Source organism: Pseudomonas sp. S1(2024), assembly GCF_046557535.1.
This window is the reverse complement of sequence record NZ_JBKGFP010000017.1, coordinates 128,840-146,203: the sequence shown is the minus strand read 5'-3', so window position 1 is coordinate 146,203 and position 17,364 is coordinate 128,840. Positions and strand designations below refer to the sequence as shown.

Genomic DNA, 17,364 nt, shown 5'->3' with positions numbered 1-17,364 from the left:
TCAGGACTTTACCAAGCGCATCATAGGTTCTGGTGGGCGGTTGGCCATGGCGTTTTTGATTTCAAACACCAGAGTTTCGCCGGCTGTCATCTTGCTCAGATGCTCCATCTTCAGGTGACGCATCTCTTGTTGCGTGCCAGGATCCAGTGCAGCGGCAGACAAGGCGAAGATCGGTGTATCCACGTTCATGGATTCCGAGCGAATGTGGCGCGTAGCCTCGGTGCCGCCGATTTTTGGCATCATGATGTCCATCAAGATCACATCGAAGGCCTGTTCTCGGGCCAAGGCAATGGCTTTCTCGCCACCCAGGGCAGTGACCACTTCCGCCCCATACCCCTCAAGACTCTGACTCATGACATCCAGGTTGGTCTGATGATCATCCACCAGCAACACCTTGACGTCACGCAGGGTTTCGTTTTCGGTTACCCGCAGCAGATCCAGGAAGTGACCCCGGTCGCGGTCTTCACGTCCGCCGACATTCTGCTTCTCGGCGAGTTGACCGATGAAGGTGATCATTTCAATCGACTCAACAAACCCGAAGTCCGCCTCTCCACGGGTGTAGACCCCCTCAACCGCATCCGATTCCAGCGTGGGTTCGAGGCTGATGACATAGTCAAAGCCTTTTTCCTTGAGCTCGGGTAACGAGAAGCCGGCGAATTCACGGAACTCACGGGAGGCCACGCGACGGACGACCAGGATGCGCTGCTGCTCAGTGAGCGACGGAAGCAGCGCCTCCAGTGCCTCGATGCTACCCGCATCGTGACAGAGCCCGTCGAAGTTCAACAAACGAGACTTGATTGACTTACGGAAGCTGTCACGCGGATCCAGGATCACAAACTGCGCATTGAGTTTCTTCAGGCGTGCCTGACCACTGCTCTGGTCAACCGACTGGGCACGGGCACGAGTCAGCGGGATTTCAACCCAGAAGCGCATACCGCCCTCTGGAAGGCGATCCACGCCTCGTTTGCCACCCAGTGCAGCCACATGCTCGGAAACGATCGCCAAACCCAAGCCAAAGCCATTGTGCGAGCGTGTGAGAGCACTTTCGACCTGGGAGAAAGGCTCAAAGATGAATTCCAGCTTTTCCTCTGGGACACCAATGCCGGTATCCTCGACGGCAAAGCGAATCCAGGTGGTGTCTTTGTTGGTCAGTTCGGACTGGCCAAGAATGACCCGGACACCCCCTTCATTGGTGTACTTGATGGCGTTGCTGATGTAGTTGTCAATGATGTGCCCCCAGCTGTTGTCGCACGACTCAACCTGATTCGGCACCTCACCATCCACGATGAAGTCGATGTAGAGCTCGCGGGCATAAGCCTGACCCGAAGCGCTGGATACAGCGCACTCCACCTTCCGGAACAGATCGAAGGAGCCAATGACCGGTGCCCTGGGGTCGCGCCTGTTCTTCGAAAAATCGAGCACGTTATTGATCTGCTGATCGCCTTTGGCCATTTCGCGAATGATCAGATCCACGTTACGTTTGAGGCTCGGCATCGAATTGACCACGGGATCGCGGGCGATGTTCAGCGCTGCAGTCTTGCTGGCATAGAGGGGTTGGCGGAGCTCGTGGCTCATCAGGTTGATGAAGTTGTCCTTGATCTGATTGGCTTCATTGGCCTTTTTCAGCAGCTTGGTGAGGGACTCCGTGGCCAGGGCAATGGTGGTCTCACGATTATTGAGCTCCTCGGTCATGGCGTCTTCCTTGTCATAGTAGCTGCGGACAAGGGCTTTCAAGGAGTTAACCAGGTCATTGATGTCCCGTTGATGCGTCTGCGGGAAATCGCCATCCTTGAGGCGCATACGCTCTTCGCCCTCGGGCTTATTGAGCTCGGCGCGCAATTTGCGCATTAGCAGCAGCAACTTCTCAAGAGGGTCAGTCATGTGGTGCTTGATGGCAGCAGTCAGCGACAGGCTGAACAACGCCAAAATTCCGACAACCAGCATGATGATTGCAATCTGGTTAAGCCTTGGGCCAACAATGTCGGACAGATCCATGGTGATCAGGACGGAGCCAAGACGGCGATTCTGCTTCCCCGTGCTTTCGAGACTTGACTGGAAGTCATCGCTCTTGACGTCGAAGGCGTAAGATTTGTGGAGCAAAGGCTCTGCGCAAATGCTGCACAGGGTTGAGAAAACCTGCAAGGTCAGACCCTTGTGCGACGGCTCAGAGTCCACGCTCAACTCACTGGCCTTGTCGCCAGGCACCACTGGATCGACTTTCAGGGACAACCGCATGACGGCGGTGTCCTTGAGCCCGCTTTCAAGGACACGCAAGGTCTCGGCATCATCACCTGTGGTGATCGGCACCAGAAGCTTCTCGGACAGCGCCTGGGCGATGCGCTCGCCTGTCCGGTAGGCTTCTTCACGAACGCCATCATGAAGAGAGTAAACCTGGGTCACGAGAACGACCAGCGTGAGGAGCAAGGTAGTGCCCATCATCGATCGGGTAATCAATCCCTTGAAGCGGGTCTTCTTTACAAGATGATTGGCTAAGGCGCGCCAAGGCATCTTATCTGCGAAGCGGCGATAGTTCTTAACGATCATCAAGTCATCCATAGTGCACAGAGTTGGCCAGGCACGGGCCTTCCGAATGGCGCATTTAGCATGGTGAAGTACATGGGTGGTCACGCACTTCGTTCACTAATCCTTGTCGCCTAGATGACGAACAATGCAATCTTCGCTCAGTTTCACCCCAGTGCTAATCGTTTGCGAGAACCGTCAAAAAATTGTCTGCAAATTCAAGCATCTGGTGGAAAGCAAGCGTTCGCGTGGGGAGTATCCTCATATATTGAAAGGTCGTCAAGTCTTTTGGCGCCATTAATCCGTCTTCACAATAGTTATCATTCACATGGAGACAGGATGGTGGCTATTCGCTATAGATCGAGTTAGCAGTAAATTAGCAAGCTGTACATTGATACAGTGTTTATACTGTATGTACATCCAGTAAAGCGTCAAATTTACCCCTTTATTTGCAAAATTGACCGCATTTGGGAACTCATGGGGTTGTCAAAAAGTCAATGCATGGCTATTGTTTGCATCGACTCCCAAGCAAAAAAGCCTTAGGTTGTCGTCGCTCATGATGGACGGAGCGAAGCTCGCAAAAGGATGGGCTCCGCAGCAATGTAACTATCATAGAAGACCTAGGTATGATCAATTCAAGACTAAGCACAAGGCCGTTTGCCAGATCTCGTGAAGAGAAGCTGGTGTCGGCTGCCGACGCGCTTTTGAACATGGCGATTGAGCGTCAATATCTTGAAGACATCTGCTCGGCTCTGCTGGTGCCTCATCAGACTCAGGGTTGGCATTTGTCGATCCAAATCCGAGCGCAGGGCGATTCAAACTTTTCCTGGGTAAACATCTACGGCGACAGCAGCGATTTGCTGGCAAAGTTGGATATGACGGTTGGGGTTGTTCTTGAGTCAGGTACCCCATCCCACCCAGATGCTCTGAAGGACTGGAAGAAGCAGATTGCGGCGTTCTACAACACCCCAGGTGAAAGCCTGGTCTTGAAGATTTCCTAAGCGCTTGTTTCCATCAAAGCCCCGCAAGGGGCTTTTTTATTGGACTTTTTCCGGAATGCCGATGGCCTTGAGAAACAGACTGCTGTGCCCTTCCCGCTTCGCTTCAACGATGATTTCCCTGAAGAACTGATCCAGATCAGGGCTCTTGAGTAGCATCCTCAGCAGCTTGATCTTCTGCCCGCTGGCAAACTGCTCATTGGCCACGACGTTGCGAAAACTCGTGGGCGTATCCTGCATGGCAATGAGCACGGGCATCTTGAGCGCCGAGCAACACAGCATCAATTGATCCAGACACTTCTCAAGGTCATCGTGCAACACAGAATCGGGCTGAGCATTTCTCATGGGATGGCTTCTGATTGTCAATATTCGTTATTATGCTATAAAATCCAGGTAAAACAATAAATACAAAAAGGTTCTCGCCCATGAAAAGATTCTACTCAGCGCTCTGCGCCGTCTCCATGATGGCCATTGCTGGCTCAGCCATGGCGGGAAATGGCACGCTCCTGAAGAGAATCGACGTCAAGTCGTATGAGGGATACCTCCAGGTGACGCCAGAAGACTCCAGTGAGGGCAATTTCGACATCAATTTCATCCGCCCGGCGTATGACTACCAGCCTACCACAGCCGGAGCCATGGTGGGACTGATCCAGCTAACTGGGGGGATCAAGGCCATCAGTTACAGTATTGATCCGGCTTGTCGGGGCGAAATTGTCAGTAAAATCGGCCTGCAGCAGTTCGGCGGAGACCGGGTGGGCTATCTCCAGACTCGCTGGACTGCAGATCCATTTACTGAGAAATTGACACTTGAATCTTCCGAGTTTCAGCAACGTGGCGGATTTGTTGAGAGTGTGAATGCCGGCAACATCAGCGGGCGCTTGAGCAAGGGTCAGACCATCACCATCAAGCTCCCCGCTGGAATGAATTACGTGCCTGGCGACATCCTGGTGATGGAAGACATTCGCTACATCAGCAACGTAAACGAATTCAGTTCCTGCCTGGTCAACATCAAGCAGATTCGTTGATCAAAGGCCAAGATCAGCCCCCAGCACACCCTCCAGAACGGAGGCGCTCAGCAAGGACTTGTTGAGCGTATCGGTTTCATAACCCAGTGCGTTGATGGTATTCAGTCGCTTATCATTGACTGCCAGGCGGCTCAGGTCATCCAGGGTCAGGTTGCTTTCTATGATCTTGCCGGTGGTACTCCCAAACCGCTCCCACTCCATCTGCGTCCAGTATTTTTTTGAGAAATAAATGAGGTCTAGCAGGATAAGGCCCGCTTGAAGTTCAGGATTGAAGGCGTGGCGCAAAGCCTCTCTGAAATCCTGCGCCGATTCAAGCTTACTCGTCAGGATCAAGGTCATAGTCTTGATCAAGTCCAACGTTGGCTTACTGTACGTGTCAGCTTGAGGAGCATCTCCCCAAATATCAAATGCCGCGAAATGCTCCTTAACCAGCCAGCGCGCCAAAGGGACATTGGCGCCCCCATTCGGATCGAACGCCTTGAGCTGCCTGAAGAAAAGATCCAGGTGCTTGGCGTCTGGTGTGTCCAGCAGGTCATCGACAACCGCTTCAAAAACCGTATCGGCCAAGTCGACGCTGACGCCATTGCCCTCAGTGGCGCCCTGCAACAGCGCTTGAGCCATTGCTGCCAGCCCAGTGATTTCACCAATTTCACAATTAATGCCTTGCTTGCACAGCGAGTAAATGGCGTTTTTCGCGAACGGAAGGTCGCCAATTTCGTGCTGTGAAAAGGTCTTGAAAATAGACCTGGCGATCGCTTTCGCTGCCCCGGCATCAAGCGGCTCATCGTCCTCAAGGCCCGCCACCAGTTGCTGGAGCTCATACCCCTCCTCAGGAAGACGAACCCCAGCGTTCACCATTGCCGCCACACACGCGAAGTCATGGCGCTCAAACGCAGCCTTCAGTACTCCCTCAGGATCTTCGAGATCCAGCTCCAGATTTTGCTCAAGAGTTCCCATCTTCAGTCAGCCGCCATTGCTTGATCACCAGCCGAATATAGGGCCGGAAGGGTTCATAGACATTTTCACTATATACCCCCCAGTTGCGCAAAATATAGTGCGCTGTTTTCCCTGAGCCGACAGAATCAATCACCGCCAGGGCGTCCAGCTGGTTTTTCTTGATCCAGTTTTTGATGGTAAGCTTGGTGACTGACATCAGACGAGCCAACGCCACAGAATGTGCAGGCCCCGCTTCTTCCAGAATCAGCAGGAACAACCCCATGTCGAAGATCGAAGCGCCATCCAGCGTGGGCGCCCCATGCTCATTGAGCTGATAGGATTCAAAGAACGGGAATTTAGTCCGTAGCTCCCGCGCCAACTGGATCATCGAATGTTCTGTGCTCATGGTGGTTGTTCACTAATTTATTGGCCAGTGTCAGACAACGGTTAGGTTTCAATTGCATCCAAGACAAACGATGCATAGCAGAACGGGTGCTTCACGCCAACCGCCTCAGAAAAAGCCTAGCCGCCCTGCGGGCGAATACAGCGACTGCCCTCGGGGGTCGCCACACTGCTGGGCACGCCGCCACTCCCGGTGGCGAAAAGGCATGGAGCGGGAATCGTTTAGCAAATAAATAGCTATGGCATGATTTAAACGGAGTATACCTATCCTATACCGAGCGAGCAAACACAATATTTGCTTATCATGTATATTGACACCGGCCAAGGCCATGGTATGATTGATGAATGCTCCAGGCCCCGATGGTGAAACTGGTAGACGCAGGGCACTTAAAATGCCCCGCCGAACGGCGTGCAAGTTCGAGCCTTGCTCGGGGCACCACAGCAATGCCCAGATGGTGAAATCGGTAGACGCGGCTGATTCAAAATCAGTTTCCGAGAGGAGTGGGAGTTCGAGTCTCCCTCTGGGCACCACCCCATAATTCCAGCCTTTAGCTCCACTGGTAGTGCGGGATTTTCCAGAACACTACCCCTTCGTGCCACTGTAGCTCAATTGGTTAGAGCGACCAACTCATAATTGGCAGGTTTCGGGTTCGAGCCCCGACAGTGGCCCCATACCCAATGAAATCAGACACTTAGCGCAAAAAGCTGGCGGTTTATGTTTGCGCTGATCGTGAGCGCTGCCCGGCTCTTGGCTCACCCCCACCCAGAATCCAGATTCCCTGACCCCAATATAAAAAACCCGCTGGGGCGGGTTTCTGCTATCACCAACACAGCCTCATAGACTCAGGTCATCTTCCAGAAGGCCAGCGATAGCCCGCTCTCCGATGCAGTGACGAAACTCGGGCGCCAGCTCGTGGATGACTTTGCCCAGTAGTGCTTGTGCGGGTCGATTGGCGTGCGCCATGAGATCGCGCACATGGCCATCCCCCTTGCCCTCCAGCAGCGCCTTGACCCTGCGCTTGATGACTCCAGGCTGCCCCTTTGAGGAAATAAGTTTGCCGCAGGCATTGAGTGTGGACAAGGCGACCGCAAATTGGGTTTTTGTTCGCAAATGACCTGGGAAGTCGTCACTGCTGATGTAATCGCTGCTCAGGTAGCCGCTGACTGAATCGATGTGGCTCCAGTTATGCGCCGCCCCACTGTTCAGCATGTGTCGCTGCATCAGCGCTCGCCCCAGGCCTTTTGGGTCGGTGACCAGCGCCATCAGAGCATCACGGACAGGCAGGAGCAGGTGCTGATTTTCCGGGTTGGCATGAGTGTGCAGGTGCACCAGGTTAGCGAGGATCTGGGTGCAGGAGGCGGGAAAGATCTTCAATGAGCCGTTGGTTGCACACCCGGAAAGACTCGGAATGAAGGTCTCCAGGTAGGAGGCAAATCGCTCTGTAGCCACCGTCATGCCTTGCCCCAGGGTCTCCAGGGTCGCTCGCTTCTTGAGGGCATAGATCATGGCATTGAACAGGTTCTCATCGCGGTTGATGATGACCCGGTTCATGAACTTTACCAGCTCCGGATCAAGGTCGATCTTCAGGGAGCCATCACCCACGTACATCAACCCCTGCACCCATGATGTGATCGGCCTTTGTGCCGTCACTACGGACAGGTCGTTGCGAAGGACACTGCGATGCAAGCACTCAAGAATCGCCACAGAGCTGTCATAGATACGCTGTGTGCTCCCGACATCCGATCGCCTGGCGCTCTCTTCCAGCAAGGTGTCGAGCCAGTGGAAGCCACCCACCGCATCCAACTGCTCACTATGGTTGGAGTTCGAGCTACAGACATGCTCCTTCATCACCGCCGCACTGTGCGCCACCAGGCTGACGTAGAGCTTGAAATCTTCATCGGTCAGTTGCGCCGAGTAGCCCGCCATGGTGATGATTCTGCGCCGACTATCAGCGCCAAGGGTACCAACCTCGTCACAAAGGACTTCTTCAGGGAGAGGCTTGAACGTTTCAACCAGGCGCTGGATATTGGCTGATTCAAAAACCGAATGATCAATCACAGCCCCAACTCCCTGCCCAAGGCCTCTTCAGCCTCACGTTCGTTGAGAAAATCCCCAAACAGGTCAACGCGGCTGAAATGTTCGGCGATGACTTTACGGTGCCGGGCGGGGATCTTGCCCATCACGACCTTCCAGTCGACCCGATCGGCTGTCTGTCGCTCGAACGACGCCCATTTCTGGGTGCCCAGGCTGTCGCTGTATCGCCCCAGCCCCTGGATCACCTTGGCAATCATCACGTTCGCACAGGCCCTGGCCTCCGAGCTGTCGGGCGGCAGATGATTGATGCAGGTCGCGATCTTGATGAACGTGTCGAGCACCCGGTGGGCATGCTCGTTTTTGGTGATCGTTTTCACGCCCGAGAAGGGGGCTAGCGCAACGGCTGGTGAGTAAGACGCAAGCCATTGCCCCAGGTGGGACGCACGCCGCCCAATCAACTCATCCAGCACGGCGACGTTCTCAGGCGCCGCCGTGGCACGCAGCTTGCCCAAGTATTCGAATTGCTTGACCCAGCGGTCTACTTCCCGGACATCGTCGTAGAACTGCCAATGCGCGCTCTTGGCCAGGTTGCCCAGGTGCTGGTTGCCTTCAGCCGAAATAGCGGGCTGCTGAGCCAGGGTTTCCAGGGTGTGCTCGTAGAATGAGTTGAAGACCACGCAGTGCTTGTCCGGCTCATGCTTGAGAGCCAATACCTCATACAGCTCAGCCGCATCCTCTGCCGGCACCACTTGGCAGAGGGCATGGTACAGGCGCCCTTTGAGCAGGGCCCTCATGTTGTCGGAGTAGTCAACTCCGATACCCTTGAGGGCTGGCAGCAGATACCCCAGGGTATCTCGGTTAATGTCGCTGGCTTGACCTTCCTCAATGGTCGTTACCAAGCCCTCCAGCAAAATCGGCACCTTGTTGGGATGGATGTATTGGATCAGCCGACCCATCAGCTGTTCATCCAGCGCCATCTTGAACAGTCGTCCCGACCTGGCGGCAAGGAACCAGATTTGCGCGTTGGTCTCTTCGAGGCTCTCTGCCTCCAACGCCCACACCACTTTCATTTCTTCTGGCGCCCTGGATTCGGACTGACGCTTGCTTAGCGCTGCCCGTAAGGCAAGTCGCTGGGGGAAGTTTGGGGGGTAGTTTGACATGCTAAAACCCTAAATCGTGCTCAAGGAGCTCTGTTATGTTGGATTCTGACAGATCATTCAGCGATTTGGGGTTGAAATCACGCAAGTAGAGGCTCAAATAAACGCCATTGTGACGTTTCAGCAACTCCTGGCACAATTCCAGATCCACGACGCTAAACAGGCTGTTCAGCACCTCGATCAAAAGCTCATAGCTTGAAGATCGGCCATATTGAAGCAGGTGGCCATACTGAGCTAGCAAGCCGGCAAACAAATGAGTGGCGCTACGGCTGACCTGCGCTAAATCCAAGTGTGTACTTACATAGTCCACTGTCACAGCGCATGAACGCAACCTGATTCCTTTATCTTCGCTGCGCACGCCCTTGAGCTGGTTTTGATACGACTTGACTGGCCTCTCCCAGGCATAGGCAACCAGCATCGCCACCTTCTGTGGGTTGAAGAAGCTGATGTCAGTGCAAATGGAGGGCAAATCCTCCAGGCGTGTGGTGACGAACCACGCCAGATTTTCGAAGAATTCACCGCTGCTGATCATTCCCCGATTCGCTGCAAGACGGCAACAAATGCTGTACAGGGGGCGGGTAACTTTCTGCTCGATCCTGGATATGCCTTCGGCATCGAGCTTACCCTCCTCTGCCAGGACAACCACAGGCATCAGCAACCAGGCCAGATTGCTGAGAAAGTCCGTTTGGATATTGTTGGCCAGGTACGCGCCAAAATGCTCCAGATCGACGCCAGGGCCATTGGAGGGCGGGTTTGCAAAGGAGAAGCAGAGGGAGGCCACCAAGGAGAGCCTGGGAGCAAGCTTGAGGCGCGTATAGTCGGCGATGCAGTGGTTGGCGAGGCGGGCCATCGCTCCAGCCCCCTCCTCGTCCAGATCGTGGAGCATCAGTGTCTTGACGACCAAATCTTCGGTATCACTGGAGACCCGGCAATACCCACCGGGAGCCAGGCTCAACAGATCAATCAGCAGGGTGATCGGGGGCGGGGTTTGCAGACAAAGTTTTCGCACCGCAGCATCGAGTTCGTCGACAAGCGCGTCGCCTGGCCGCCATTCTGGCCGAACGGATCGATCAACTGATTGCAGGTGGAAGTGAGCATCAAAGACATTGCCAGCTGAAACGGCCTCCAAGGCGGCCAAGTACCCTGCAGGAAACGATTCGCTTGGAGTCATGAGCAAGTGTTCTTGAATGGGCCAGCAGGGCTCTGTAAGCGCATTCTGGCCTGATTAAACCGACAACCCATACCGCACAGGGTCTACGCGAGGCTCAGCAGCTGGTGGGACGCTATGGGGTGCTAGAAGCCACAAGCTCCCATTCACCCCTGTCCACTAGCCAAGCGAACTGATCACGCAACCGACCTTTCGCACCAGGCTTTCCACCGGAACCCCGGAGGCCTGGAGGGCCAGGATGTCCTGCTCGATATCCTGAAGGCCATTCTTGACAGTGCGGAGGTACTTGATGTTCTTGCGCTGCGCCGACCCTGCCGAAATGGCGCCAAGCTCAGGGCGTATGTCGTAAGGCTGAACGCCCAGGAAATTGGACAGCGCCAGCAACGCCTTCTGAGTCAAGGCCCGCTTGCCATTGAGGAAGTTGGTCAGGTTTGACGGATCGATGTCCAGCTTTTGGGCCACGTTGGCGCGGCTTTCATGCACCTTGTGATCTCGATTCCACAGTGACCAGGCGGCAACCAAACGCAACCAGGCTTCATGGTCTGCAGTTTTGGGGAGCGGGGCATAGGCGACAACCCCCTCCTCCTCGCACAGCGCCAGAATGGTCTTGCCGGCCATCAGGTAGTGTTCATGGGGCGATGGCAGCGATTGCGGACGAATCTTGTGCAGCGCGTGATCTTTTGGCAGCCGGATCCAGATTGAATCGATGGCTTGGCCGAGCGATTGTGTTGTCATTTTTCAAGGCCCACCGGATTGCAGGATTTTACAACGACACCGCCTTCGATCAGGCCGTGCCTGGAGTCTTCCTTAAAGTAGCAGTTGCCGGAAGCCGGGTCGTGGTAGAGGTACCAGACCGAGTCTTCCTTCCAGGTCATGTTCATCAGGCGTGCGCCGGCTGGCAGGCTGATGGTCATGGTGCCGCCCCATTTGCGAGCAGCGATGTTTTCCAGAACACCCACCCACAGGAAAAAGGCCAGAACCGCTACCCCGGCGCCGGCAGAAACACCCAGGGCGATGGCGCGAGCATCGGCGGGCTTGCTGCGTTTGACCCGGAAGACGAGGTAACCCAGCCCGATACTGAGTGCAAGAACAATGAGGGCATACACGGATTCAGTCACGGAAACTCTCCTATTGGCAATACCCCGAATATATCGACAAACTGGCAATGTGTCAATTTATAACTTAATCGAAAAGAAAAACCCCAGGCTTACGTCCTGGGGTTGGGTGAATCAGCGCAGAATGCCGGCTTTCTTCGCCTCTGGAATCCAGCTCGGATACTCATTCATAAGCATGGAATAGAGCAAGTCATCGTCGACTTTGGCAGGGTCTTTGACCGCGAAGAAACCGGCGTTGTCTACGGTTCTTCCCTCCATTTCGTCGAGCCCCATGAGGAAGCCGAAACCGCTGCTGGCTGCCCGGTGCGATCGCGCAGCCGGGGCAGGACGGCTGGCTGGCTGGTCTTCGAGACCAAATAACCTGGCAAAGAACCCTTTCTTCGCCGGGGGCGCTGCTGGAACCTGCTGATCAAAGGCGGTGGCATTGATCTCGGGCAGATAATCAGCTCCCAAGGCCATGAATTGCAGGAATATTGGTTCATTGGACATGGACTTGATCTTTCGCTCAACCGCGCTGGCGTCTTGCGTTTCACCGTCCGTCACGAACATCACATACACCGGCTGCTCACTGTCAGCGTATTTCTGGCTGAGCATGTTCAGTGCCTTGAGGTATTCGGTGCCACCCTCCAGCTTGTGACGGGCGCGTATCGTTTTCACGCAATTTCGGTAATCTTGGGCGTCAGAGCCACGGGTCATGCCGAATGAACCGACGTCGTAACAATTTACACCAAAAGCGAGGCAGTCAACCTGACCATCGTCGTCGAACTGGAGGCCAAGTGCCATCACTTTCTTGACAAGTTCGTCGATCTTGCCGGAATCGTAAAGATCCGACATGCTGGCGCTGATGTCCAATACAAGGCATACCCGAGCCACATGGTCGCGCATCTGAATCTTGTCCAGGGACAAGGCAGTCTTCTTGTAGAGATCCACCAGTTCAGGCGCTTCGCGTTCTACTTTTTCCAAGCTGATAGCAGCCATATTTCACTCCATGGCCCCGGTCGCCCAGGGCTGGTCAGCAAGGCCGGGAACCCCGGCCAGCGAATTTAAAGGATGCGAGCCTGCTTTGCCGCAACGAGCCAGTCTGGATATTCGCTCATCAGCAGACTAAAGAGCTTGTCATCGTCAATGGCGGCGGGATCCGCCACGGCAAAGAACCCGGCGTTGTCGACGGTGCGGCCTGGCAGGGTGTCGAGTTTTGCCAGGAACTTGAAGTCGGTTTCGAAACCAGAGAAAAGACCACCGAACAACCCTTTTTTCTTTTTCGCACTCGCCTCGCCGGGCATGATATCTTGCCCAATGGCCACGAAGGACGTGAATATTCTGGCGTTGGACATGGCGATAATTTCGCGCTCAGCCAGCTCCGGTTCGCTGGTCTCACCGTCCGTGAAGAACGCCACATACACCGGGTCGGTGCTGTCACGGTACTTGTCATGAATCAGGCGCAGCGCTTGGGCATAGCGGGTGCCGCCTTCCAGCGGATGACGACTGAGCACCGTCTGGCAACACGATTTGTAATTTTCCAGGGTAAAGGTGCCGACCTCGTAGGCGTAGTTACCGAAGGCAAAAACGTCGATCGATCCATCCAGATCGAATTGCAGGCCCAGGGCCAGCACCTTCTTCACCAGTTCCTGGACTTTCCCGGACTGATACAGGCCTGACATGGAGCCGGAGATGTCCAGGACGAGGGCAACCTGGGCGCGGTGATCACGCAGGTTCACCTTGTCCAGGCAGATGGAGGTTTTCTTAAACAGATCGACCATCTCGGGTGCTTGTTGCTCAAGCTTTTGCAGACTGATGACGCCCATGGGTAAATTCCTTGGTCTGTGGCCTAAGGCCTCAATTAATCAATAAATCGCGAGCTGGGTCATACTGAGGCTTGAATGACGGATTTTCAAGCCCCAGCCTGCCATTTAGGCGGCGATGAAGTGGCTACCCCAGTCAAACCAGGGCTTCGCTCAGCTTTTTCTGCAGCGCACGCTCATCGTCGCCAGCCACGCCACGGGAGTTGCTGGTGGCCATGATCCCGGCAAACTCGATCAGCTCACGGCGCCAATGCGGCTCTTTCACCGAATCGGCAATTTCCGCGATGCGCTTGTTGACTTCCAGCAAGCGTGAGGTCGAGTTGGTGTAGGCCTTCTGCAGCTCGCCGATGATCACGCCGTACATTTCATGTGCATCAGCCGGCGTCAGGTGCTGCTGGATGCTGCGATGGCCAGCAATGATCTGACTGGACTTCTCGACCTCGCTTTCCTCGGCAGAACCGTCAGCCATAGTCATAAGGGCGGAAATGGTGATCAGCCCTCTAGCAAAACGCTTCTCAGGCGACAGGGCTGCCGGTGCAAAACGCTTGGCTTGTTCGGCAAGGTTCTTGCCCAGGTTGGAAAGAAAACCCATTGTGAAACTCCTTACTCAGTGATGAATTGGCAGGTGGAAGTAGAAAGCGTCGATACTGGACTTGGCATTAGTCCTGCCCTGGCGACCCTTGCTCGCTCGGGCCCTTGCTGCTGGCGGTGCCGAGCTTTGCCCGAAGCTGGCCAAGCGCCTTCCCAACGGCCTCGGCGTGCCCCTTGTCGGTGTCAGTGGCGTGTAGCATGTTACTGCCGAAATCCAACAACTCCTGAACACGTTCCTGGTCGATGTTCTCGGCCACGACGGTAACCAGTCGAAGGATCTCGATCTCCCGGTTACCAGACTCGCTGTTCTGCCATGTCGGGTACTGTTGCTCTCGCATCTGTCGATAAAGCTGTTTCAGCGGCTCCATCTGCCGGTTCAGCAGCGTGTAGCAATTCTCAATATTACCGTAACTCGCTGCAAAAACCGGATTGTTGTGGAAGAGCTGATCGATCAGTTGGGATTGCTGTACCGTCATGCGGGGAGCTGCGCCGGCAAGCACGGCTGCCGCTGCGATCAGCGCGTTGGCATGCCGCTTGGGCTTGCTGACCACTGCCGGCAGCACCTGCCGAGCCAGCGTCAGTGACGTGGAAAGAATCTGGTCGAATCTGGATTTCATGATCTGTCCTCAGGCAGCATGGGACTTCAGAATGCTCTGAACAGTGCACGGTTTTCTCTGCGCAATGAACTGAATCATCTTGGCCCAGTGATGATGCGTCGCCGGCTCGCACATGCTGCCATTGAACTTGAACACAGCCGGTGCATCTTTGGCCAGAATGGCCTCAGCTTCTTCGATTTCCATGTCAGTCGGCATCAGCGCACGCTCGATCACGTCAAGCTGATCCGGGTGAATTGCGGTTTTGCCGATCAACCCGTGGGAGCGGTCGAGTGACACTTCCGCCTTCAGCATGTCGGTGTCGGTGAAATGCTCGAACACAGGCGCGGTGAGCATGAAGCCCAGCGGACGGAACACCGTGACCAGGTTGGCAATCGTGGCGCTAAGCGGCGTGGTGTAGATCGTGGTGTTGCGGGGGCGGCGTAGGCCCAGGCAGTTGAGCAGGTCGTTGCCGCCGATGCGCAAGGCAATCACCCGGCTCGACAGGGCACCCTTCTTCAGCAGCATGCCCAGGAGCTTCATCGCCTCGGCATTGAAGACTTCCGCCGTTTCCAGCGTGGGCATCACGCCCAGTAGCGGATCCGCGCCCTCCATCGCATCAGACCATTGGCCGATGTTGCCCATCTCGAACTTGGGTAGTACAAAACCCGAGGCGCGCTCGATCGACTTGAACTCCAGGAGCGTTTTCAGCACCTGGGTGTTGCGTGGCCGAATGAAAATCTGGACGCCGTCTTCTTCGAAGGTTCGCATATACATCAGGACTTCGCGAATATTGTCCAGAGCACGGACGACATCGTGCTCGGCCACCGCATCTTCAGTGCAAATCACCAACGAGCGGGCACCGGTCTTGGCGGTGGCGACAATGGCCTTGAGGTCAGGATGGGTGCCAGGCACGTACATCGTAGCGCCCAGAGAGAGCGCCTGGCGCTCCCTGAATGTAAGCTCGTTCATGAAATAGGTCTCTCGGAATGGGGGCGCGCTCGTGGGCCCTGAGGTTTATTCGTTGTTCAGTTCTTTGATCAGCGCAACCGCCTGGATTTTCATTTCCGGCAACACGCGCACGCGCACGTTTCGCGCTTTGGCAAGCATCAGCAGATGAGCTACCGCAGGCTCCGAGGGATCCCGCACAATGAGCGCTTCCGGCATGCGCCGCAGCAGCACGCGGCTAGCCTCTCCAAGGCCTGGCTTGATCTTGTTGCGATCCACGGCATGCTCAAGGTGGCTGATCGTGCGCAGCAGCTTGTGCATTTCTTCCGCCACGATGGCGGGTGCACGCACCTTTTCGAACGCCTCCAGGCCAATCTGGCGCAGATCCAGCGGGTTGCCACGAATCAGTTGATCAACAAGTCCCATCATGTGATTGACGAAGCTCAGGCTACGATCGTGCTCAGCCAAGTCAGCCAGGTAAACACCGCCATGCATCTGCGGGACGTTGTTTTCCTGACGATACACCGACCGTGAGATCAGCCCGGAAATCGGGGCGTTGAGCAGGCAGGTCGGCACCAGGGAGTCCAGGCGGGTGGCGGCGAAATTGGCCACGCCCGCAATGTCGCTCAGGACAAACAACTCGTCCTTGATGCCAGGGTAACGCGCTTGCAGCGCCACAATCGACACCGACAGCTCGCGGCGGATCACGCCCTTACCCGTCCACCCGTCCACAAACACCAGGTCTTCAGGCGCGTACCCCAAGGCCATGATGTGATCGATGGCCACACTGTCCAGGCCACGGTCACGCACAATGGACACTGCAAAGTGCGGGGCCTCGTAGCCGTAGTGATTCAGAATGCGCTTGAGCACCACACCCACGGGGGTGCCCCCGCGCACCAGGGAAACCAGTACCGGGCGCTTGCGCGAAGCGGCGATCATGCCCGCCAGGTCAAGCAGCTGGCCGGCTAGCGCCTGGCCAAAGTCGGCGACTTGCTTATCAAACAGCTCCAGGTAGGCGCCGCCCGGTTCTTTCTCACGAGAAAGCATTTCGCTGTAGTGCGTGCCCGACTGGATGGCCGCTTCCTTTTCCTCGACGGACAGGAAAACAGGCTCCACAGGGTGCAGCAGCACCTGCACGTCGTCTTTTTCGTAAGAATGCTGCAGCATCAGAGTGTCTCCTTGTCCATTTCCTTGCGCGCCGTCTCGAAGGCAGACAGGGCAATAGGGCTTTGAGTAGGGGCCATCATGAAGTGGCCGTTTTGCATGAATTCCAGGTCGGTAATGGAATCGCCGATACACACGTTCACTGGATTCTGAATGTCCAGAAAATCACGTGCACGATCAAAGCGGCTGTCACCCAGTCCGTCGACCAAGGCTTGCTGCAGGCGCTTGACCGCTTTGCCTTTGGACACAAACGTCGGCCACAAGCACACCGAGTCCGCCGTTTCATGCAGCACGTAAGCACCGGCCATACGCGCAATCGGCTCGGCAAACCGCACGCGGCAAATCTGCTGGAGTTGTTTCACGCGCTCCGGATCGTCGTGCGTAACAGAGAGTACGATGTAAAGCGGCAGGTGCAGCTTGCCCAGCTGGATCATGTCGATGCGTATCGAATCGAGCAGATCTGCATCACGCAGCCGGCTTTCGATCTGCTCATAATCCTTGGTCAGGCGACGAATATTGGCCTGCACCTGGGACAGGTACTCATCCTGCCAGCGCTCGACCGCATGCCATTGTGCGTCACCGTTGTTGTCTCGCACCAGCAACGTGGCACCAAGGTCAGTCAGGGCCAAGTCATATTCGCGACCGGTCACCCAGCCTGTCACCCGCTCCATTTGCTCGTGTGAACGCGCAGTCACTGGAATGACATAGCCGTTGCCAGCCATCAGGTTGAACAGGTGCTGTTGATCAGGCCTGGCATAGCCCTGGTGTGCACCTTTGCTGTCTTCGCTCATCGGGTGGGTGCCGGCAGCGTCGGATTTGAGACTCTGGAACAAGGTGTGATCCAGGTCGGAATAATAAACGAATGTAGGAGTGGCATTGAGCATGGTGGAGACCCTCTTTTCCTCAATAT

At 55.6% G+C, this 17,364-nt stretch carries 18 protein-coding genes and 3 tRNA genes; 5 read left to right on the top strand and 16 right to left on the bottom strand.

Annotated features, from left to right (window positions below; translation table 11 throughout):
* Complete coding sequence (locus ACLCGK_RS07075; protein ID WP_410951630.1) at positions 1–2,544, bottom strand: hybrid sensor histidine kinase/response regulator; 2,544 nt, start codon at positions 2,542–2,544, stop codon at positions 1–3.
* A gap of 602 nt (positions 2,545–3,146) precedes the next feature.
* Between ACLCGK_RS07075 and ACLCGK_RS07070 the strand changes: the two genes are divergently transcribed.
* Positions 3,147–3,521 carry a hypothetical protein gene (locus ACLCGK_RS07070; RefSeq protein ID WP_056797968.1) on the top strand — a complete coding sequence of 125 codons (375 nt, stop codon included), beginning with the start codon at positions 3,147–3,149 and terminating at the stop codon, positions 3,519–3,521.
* Between the two features lie 36 nt (positions 3,522–3,557).
* On the opposite strand, the gene ACLCGK_RS07065 is transcribed toward ACLCGK_RS07070, so the two are convergent.
* Positions 3,558–3,863 (bottom strand): hypothetical protein, encoded by a 306-nt coding sequence (locus tag ACLCGK_RS07065; protein ID WP_056797965.1) that lies wholly within the window; start codon positions 3,861–3,863, stop codon positions 3,558–3,560.
* An 80-nt stretch (positions 3,864–3,943) separates the two neighbouring features.
* Between ACLCGK_RS07065 and ACLCGK_RS07060 the strand changes: the two genes are divergently transcribed.
* Entirely contained in the window at positions 3,944–4,543 is a 600-nt protein-coding gene (locus tag ACLCGK_RS07060) for a hypothetical protein (protein WP_410951629.1), read from the top strand.
* Here the strand turns inward: ACLCGK_RS07060 and ACLCGK_RS07055 are convergent, their stop codons facing one another.
* Entirely contained in the window at positions 4,544–5,500 is a 957-nt protein-coding gene (locus ACLCGK_RS07055; protein WP_410951628.1) for a hypothetical protein, read from the bottom strand.
* Positions 5,487–5,885, bottom strand: coding sequence for a hypothetical protein (locus ACLCGK_RS07050; protein ID WP_156675884.1), 399 nt, complete (start codon positions 5,883–5,885; stop codon positions 5,487–5,489). Before ACLCGK_RS07050 ends, ACLCGK_RS07055 begins: the two co-directional genes overlap by 14 nt.
* Before the next feature lie 350 nt (positions 5,886–6,235).
* Between ACLCGK_RS07050 and ACLCGK_RS07045 the strand changes: the two genes are divergently transcribed.
* The 3 genes from ACLCGK_RS07045 to ACLCGK_RS07035 all read left to right on the top strand — a co-directional run bounded on the left by ACLCGK_RS07045 (position 6,236) and on the right by ACLCGK_RS07035 (position 6,553).
* Positions 6,236–6,320, top strand: a tRNA-Leu gene (locus ACLCGK_RS07045).
* 7 nt (positions 6,321–6,327) lie between these two features.
* Positions 6,328–6,412, top strand: a tRNA-Leu gene (locus ACLCGK_RS07040).
* A 64-nt stretch (positions 6,413–6,476) separates the two neighbouring features.
* Positions 6,477–6,553, top strand: a tRNA-Ile gene (locus ACLCGK_RS07035).
* 163 nt (positions 6,554–6,716) lie between these two features.
* Here ACLCGK_RS07035 and ACLCGK_RS07030 read toward each other — a convergent pair.
* The 12 genes from ACLCGK_RS07030 to ACLCGK_RS06975 all read right to left on the bottom strand — a co-directional run bounded on the left by ACLCGK_RS07030 (position 6,717) and on the right by ACLCGK_RS06975 (position 17,338).
* The gene (locus ACLCGK_RS07030; protein WP_410951627.1) at positions 6,717–7,940 is read right to left on the bottom strand and encodes a hypothetical protein; all 1,224 of its coding nucleotides are present in this window, start codon (positions 7,938–7,940) and stop codon (positions 6,717–6,719) included.
* The gene (locus ACLCGK_RS07025) at positions 7,937–8,986 is read right to left on the bottom strand and encodes a hypothetical protein (RefSeq protein WP_410951626.1); all 1,050 of its coding nucleotides are present in this window, start codon (positions 8,984–8,986) and stop codon (positions 7,937–7,939) included. Before ACLCGK_RS07025 ends, ACLCGK_RS07030 begins: the two co-directional genes overlap by 4 nt.
* A gap of 91 nt (positions 8,987–9,077) precedes the next feature.
* Positions 9,078–10,244, bottom strand: a complete 1,167-nt coding sequence (locus ACLCGK_RS07020) for a hypothetical protein (protein WP_410951625.1) — start codon at positions 10,242–10,244, stop codon at positions 9,078–9,080.
* Between the two features lie 156 nt (positions 10,245–10,400).
* Positions 10,401–10,859: a helix-turn-helix domain-containing protein gene (locus ACLCGK_RS07015; protein WP_410951624.1), complete on the bottom strand. Its 459-nt coding sequence runs from the start codon at positions 10,857–10,859 to the stop codon at positions 10,401–10,403.
* A gap of 113 nt (positions 10,860–10,972) precedes the next feature.
* Entirely contained in the window at positions 10,973–11,359 is a 387-nt protein-coding gene (locus ACLCGK_RS07010) for a hypothetical protein (RefSeq protein ID WP_410951623.1), read from the bottom strand.
* A gap of 111 nt (positions 11,360–11,470) precedes the next feature.
* Positions 11,471–12,334 carry a VWA domain-containing protein gene (locus ACLCGK_RS07005; protein WP_410951622.1) on the bottom strand — a complete coding sequence of 288 codons (864 nt, stop codon included), beginning with the start codon at positions 12,332–12,334 and terminating at the stop codon, positions 11,471–11,473.
* Positions 12,335–12,399: 65 nt separating this feature from the next.
* Complete coding sequence (locus tag ACLCGK_RS07000; RefSeq protein ID WP_410951621.1) at positions 12,400–13,161, bottom strand: VWA domain-containing protein; 762 nt, start codon at positions 13,159–13,161, stop codon at positions 12,400–12,402.
* Positions 13,162–13,294: 133 nt separating this feature from the next.
* The gene (locus ACLCGK_RS06995) at positions 13,295–13,750 is read right to left on the bottom strand and encodes a hypothetical protein (protein ID WP_410951620.1); all 456 of its coding nucleotides are present in this window, start codon (positions 13,748–13,750) and stop codon (positions 13,295–13,297) included.
* A gap of 67 nt (positions 13,751–13,817) precedes the next feature.
* Positions 13,818–14,366: a hypothetical protein gene (locus tag ACLCGK_RS06990; protein ID WP_410951619.1), complete on the bottom strand. Its 549-nt coding sequence runs from the start codon at positions 14,364–14,366 to the stop codon at positions 13,818–13,820.
* A 9-nt stretch (positions 14,367–14,375) separates the two neighbouring features.
* On the bottom strand, positions 14,376–15,314 hold the full coding sequence (locus tag ACLCGK_RS06985) for an HpcH/HpaI aldolase/citrate lyase family protein (RefSeq protein WP_410951618.1): 939 nt from the start codon (positions 15,312–15,314) through the stop codon (positions 14,376–14,378).
* Positions 15,315–15,359: 45 nt separating this feature from the next.
* The gene (locus ACLCGK_RS06980; RefSeq protein WP_410951617.1) at positions 15,360–16,457 is read right to left on the bottom strand and encodes a cysteine protease StiP domain-containing protein; all 1,098 of its coding nucleotides are present in this window, start codon (positions 16,455–16,457) and stop codon (positions 15,360–15,362) included.
* Positions 16,457–17,338 carry a hypothetical protein gene (locus tag ACLCGK_RS06975; RefSeq protein ID WP_410951616.1) on the bottom strand — a complete coding sequence of 294 codons (882 nt, stop codon included), beginning with the start codon at positions 17,336–17,338 and terminating at the stop codon, positions 16,457–16,459. Before ACLCGK_RS06975 ends, ACLCGK_RS06980 begins: the two co-directional genes overlap by 1 nt.
* Positions 17,339–17,364: the final 26 nt, after the last annotated feature.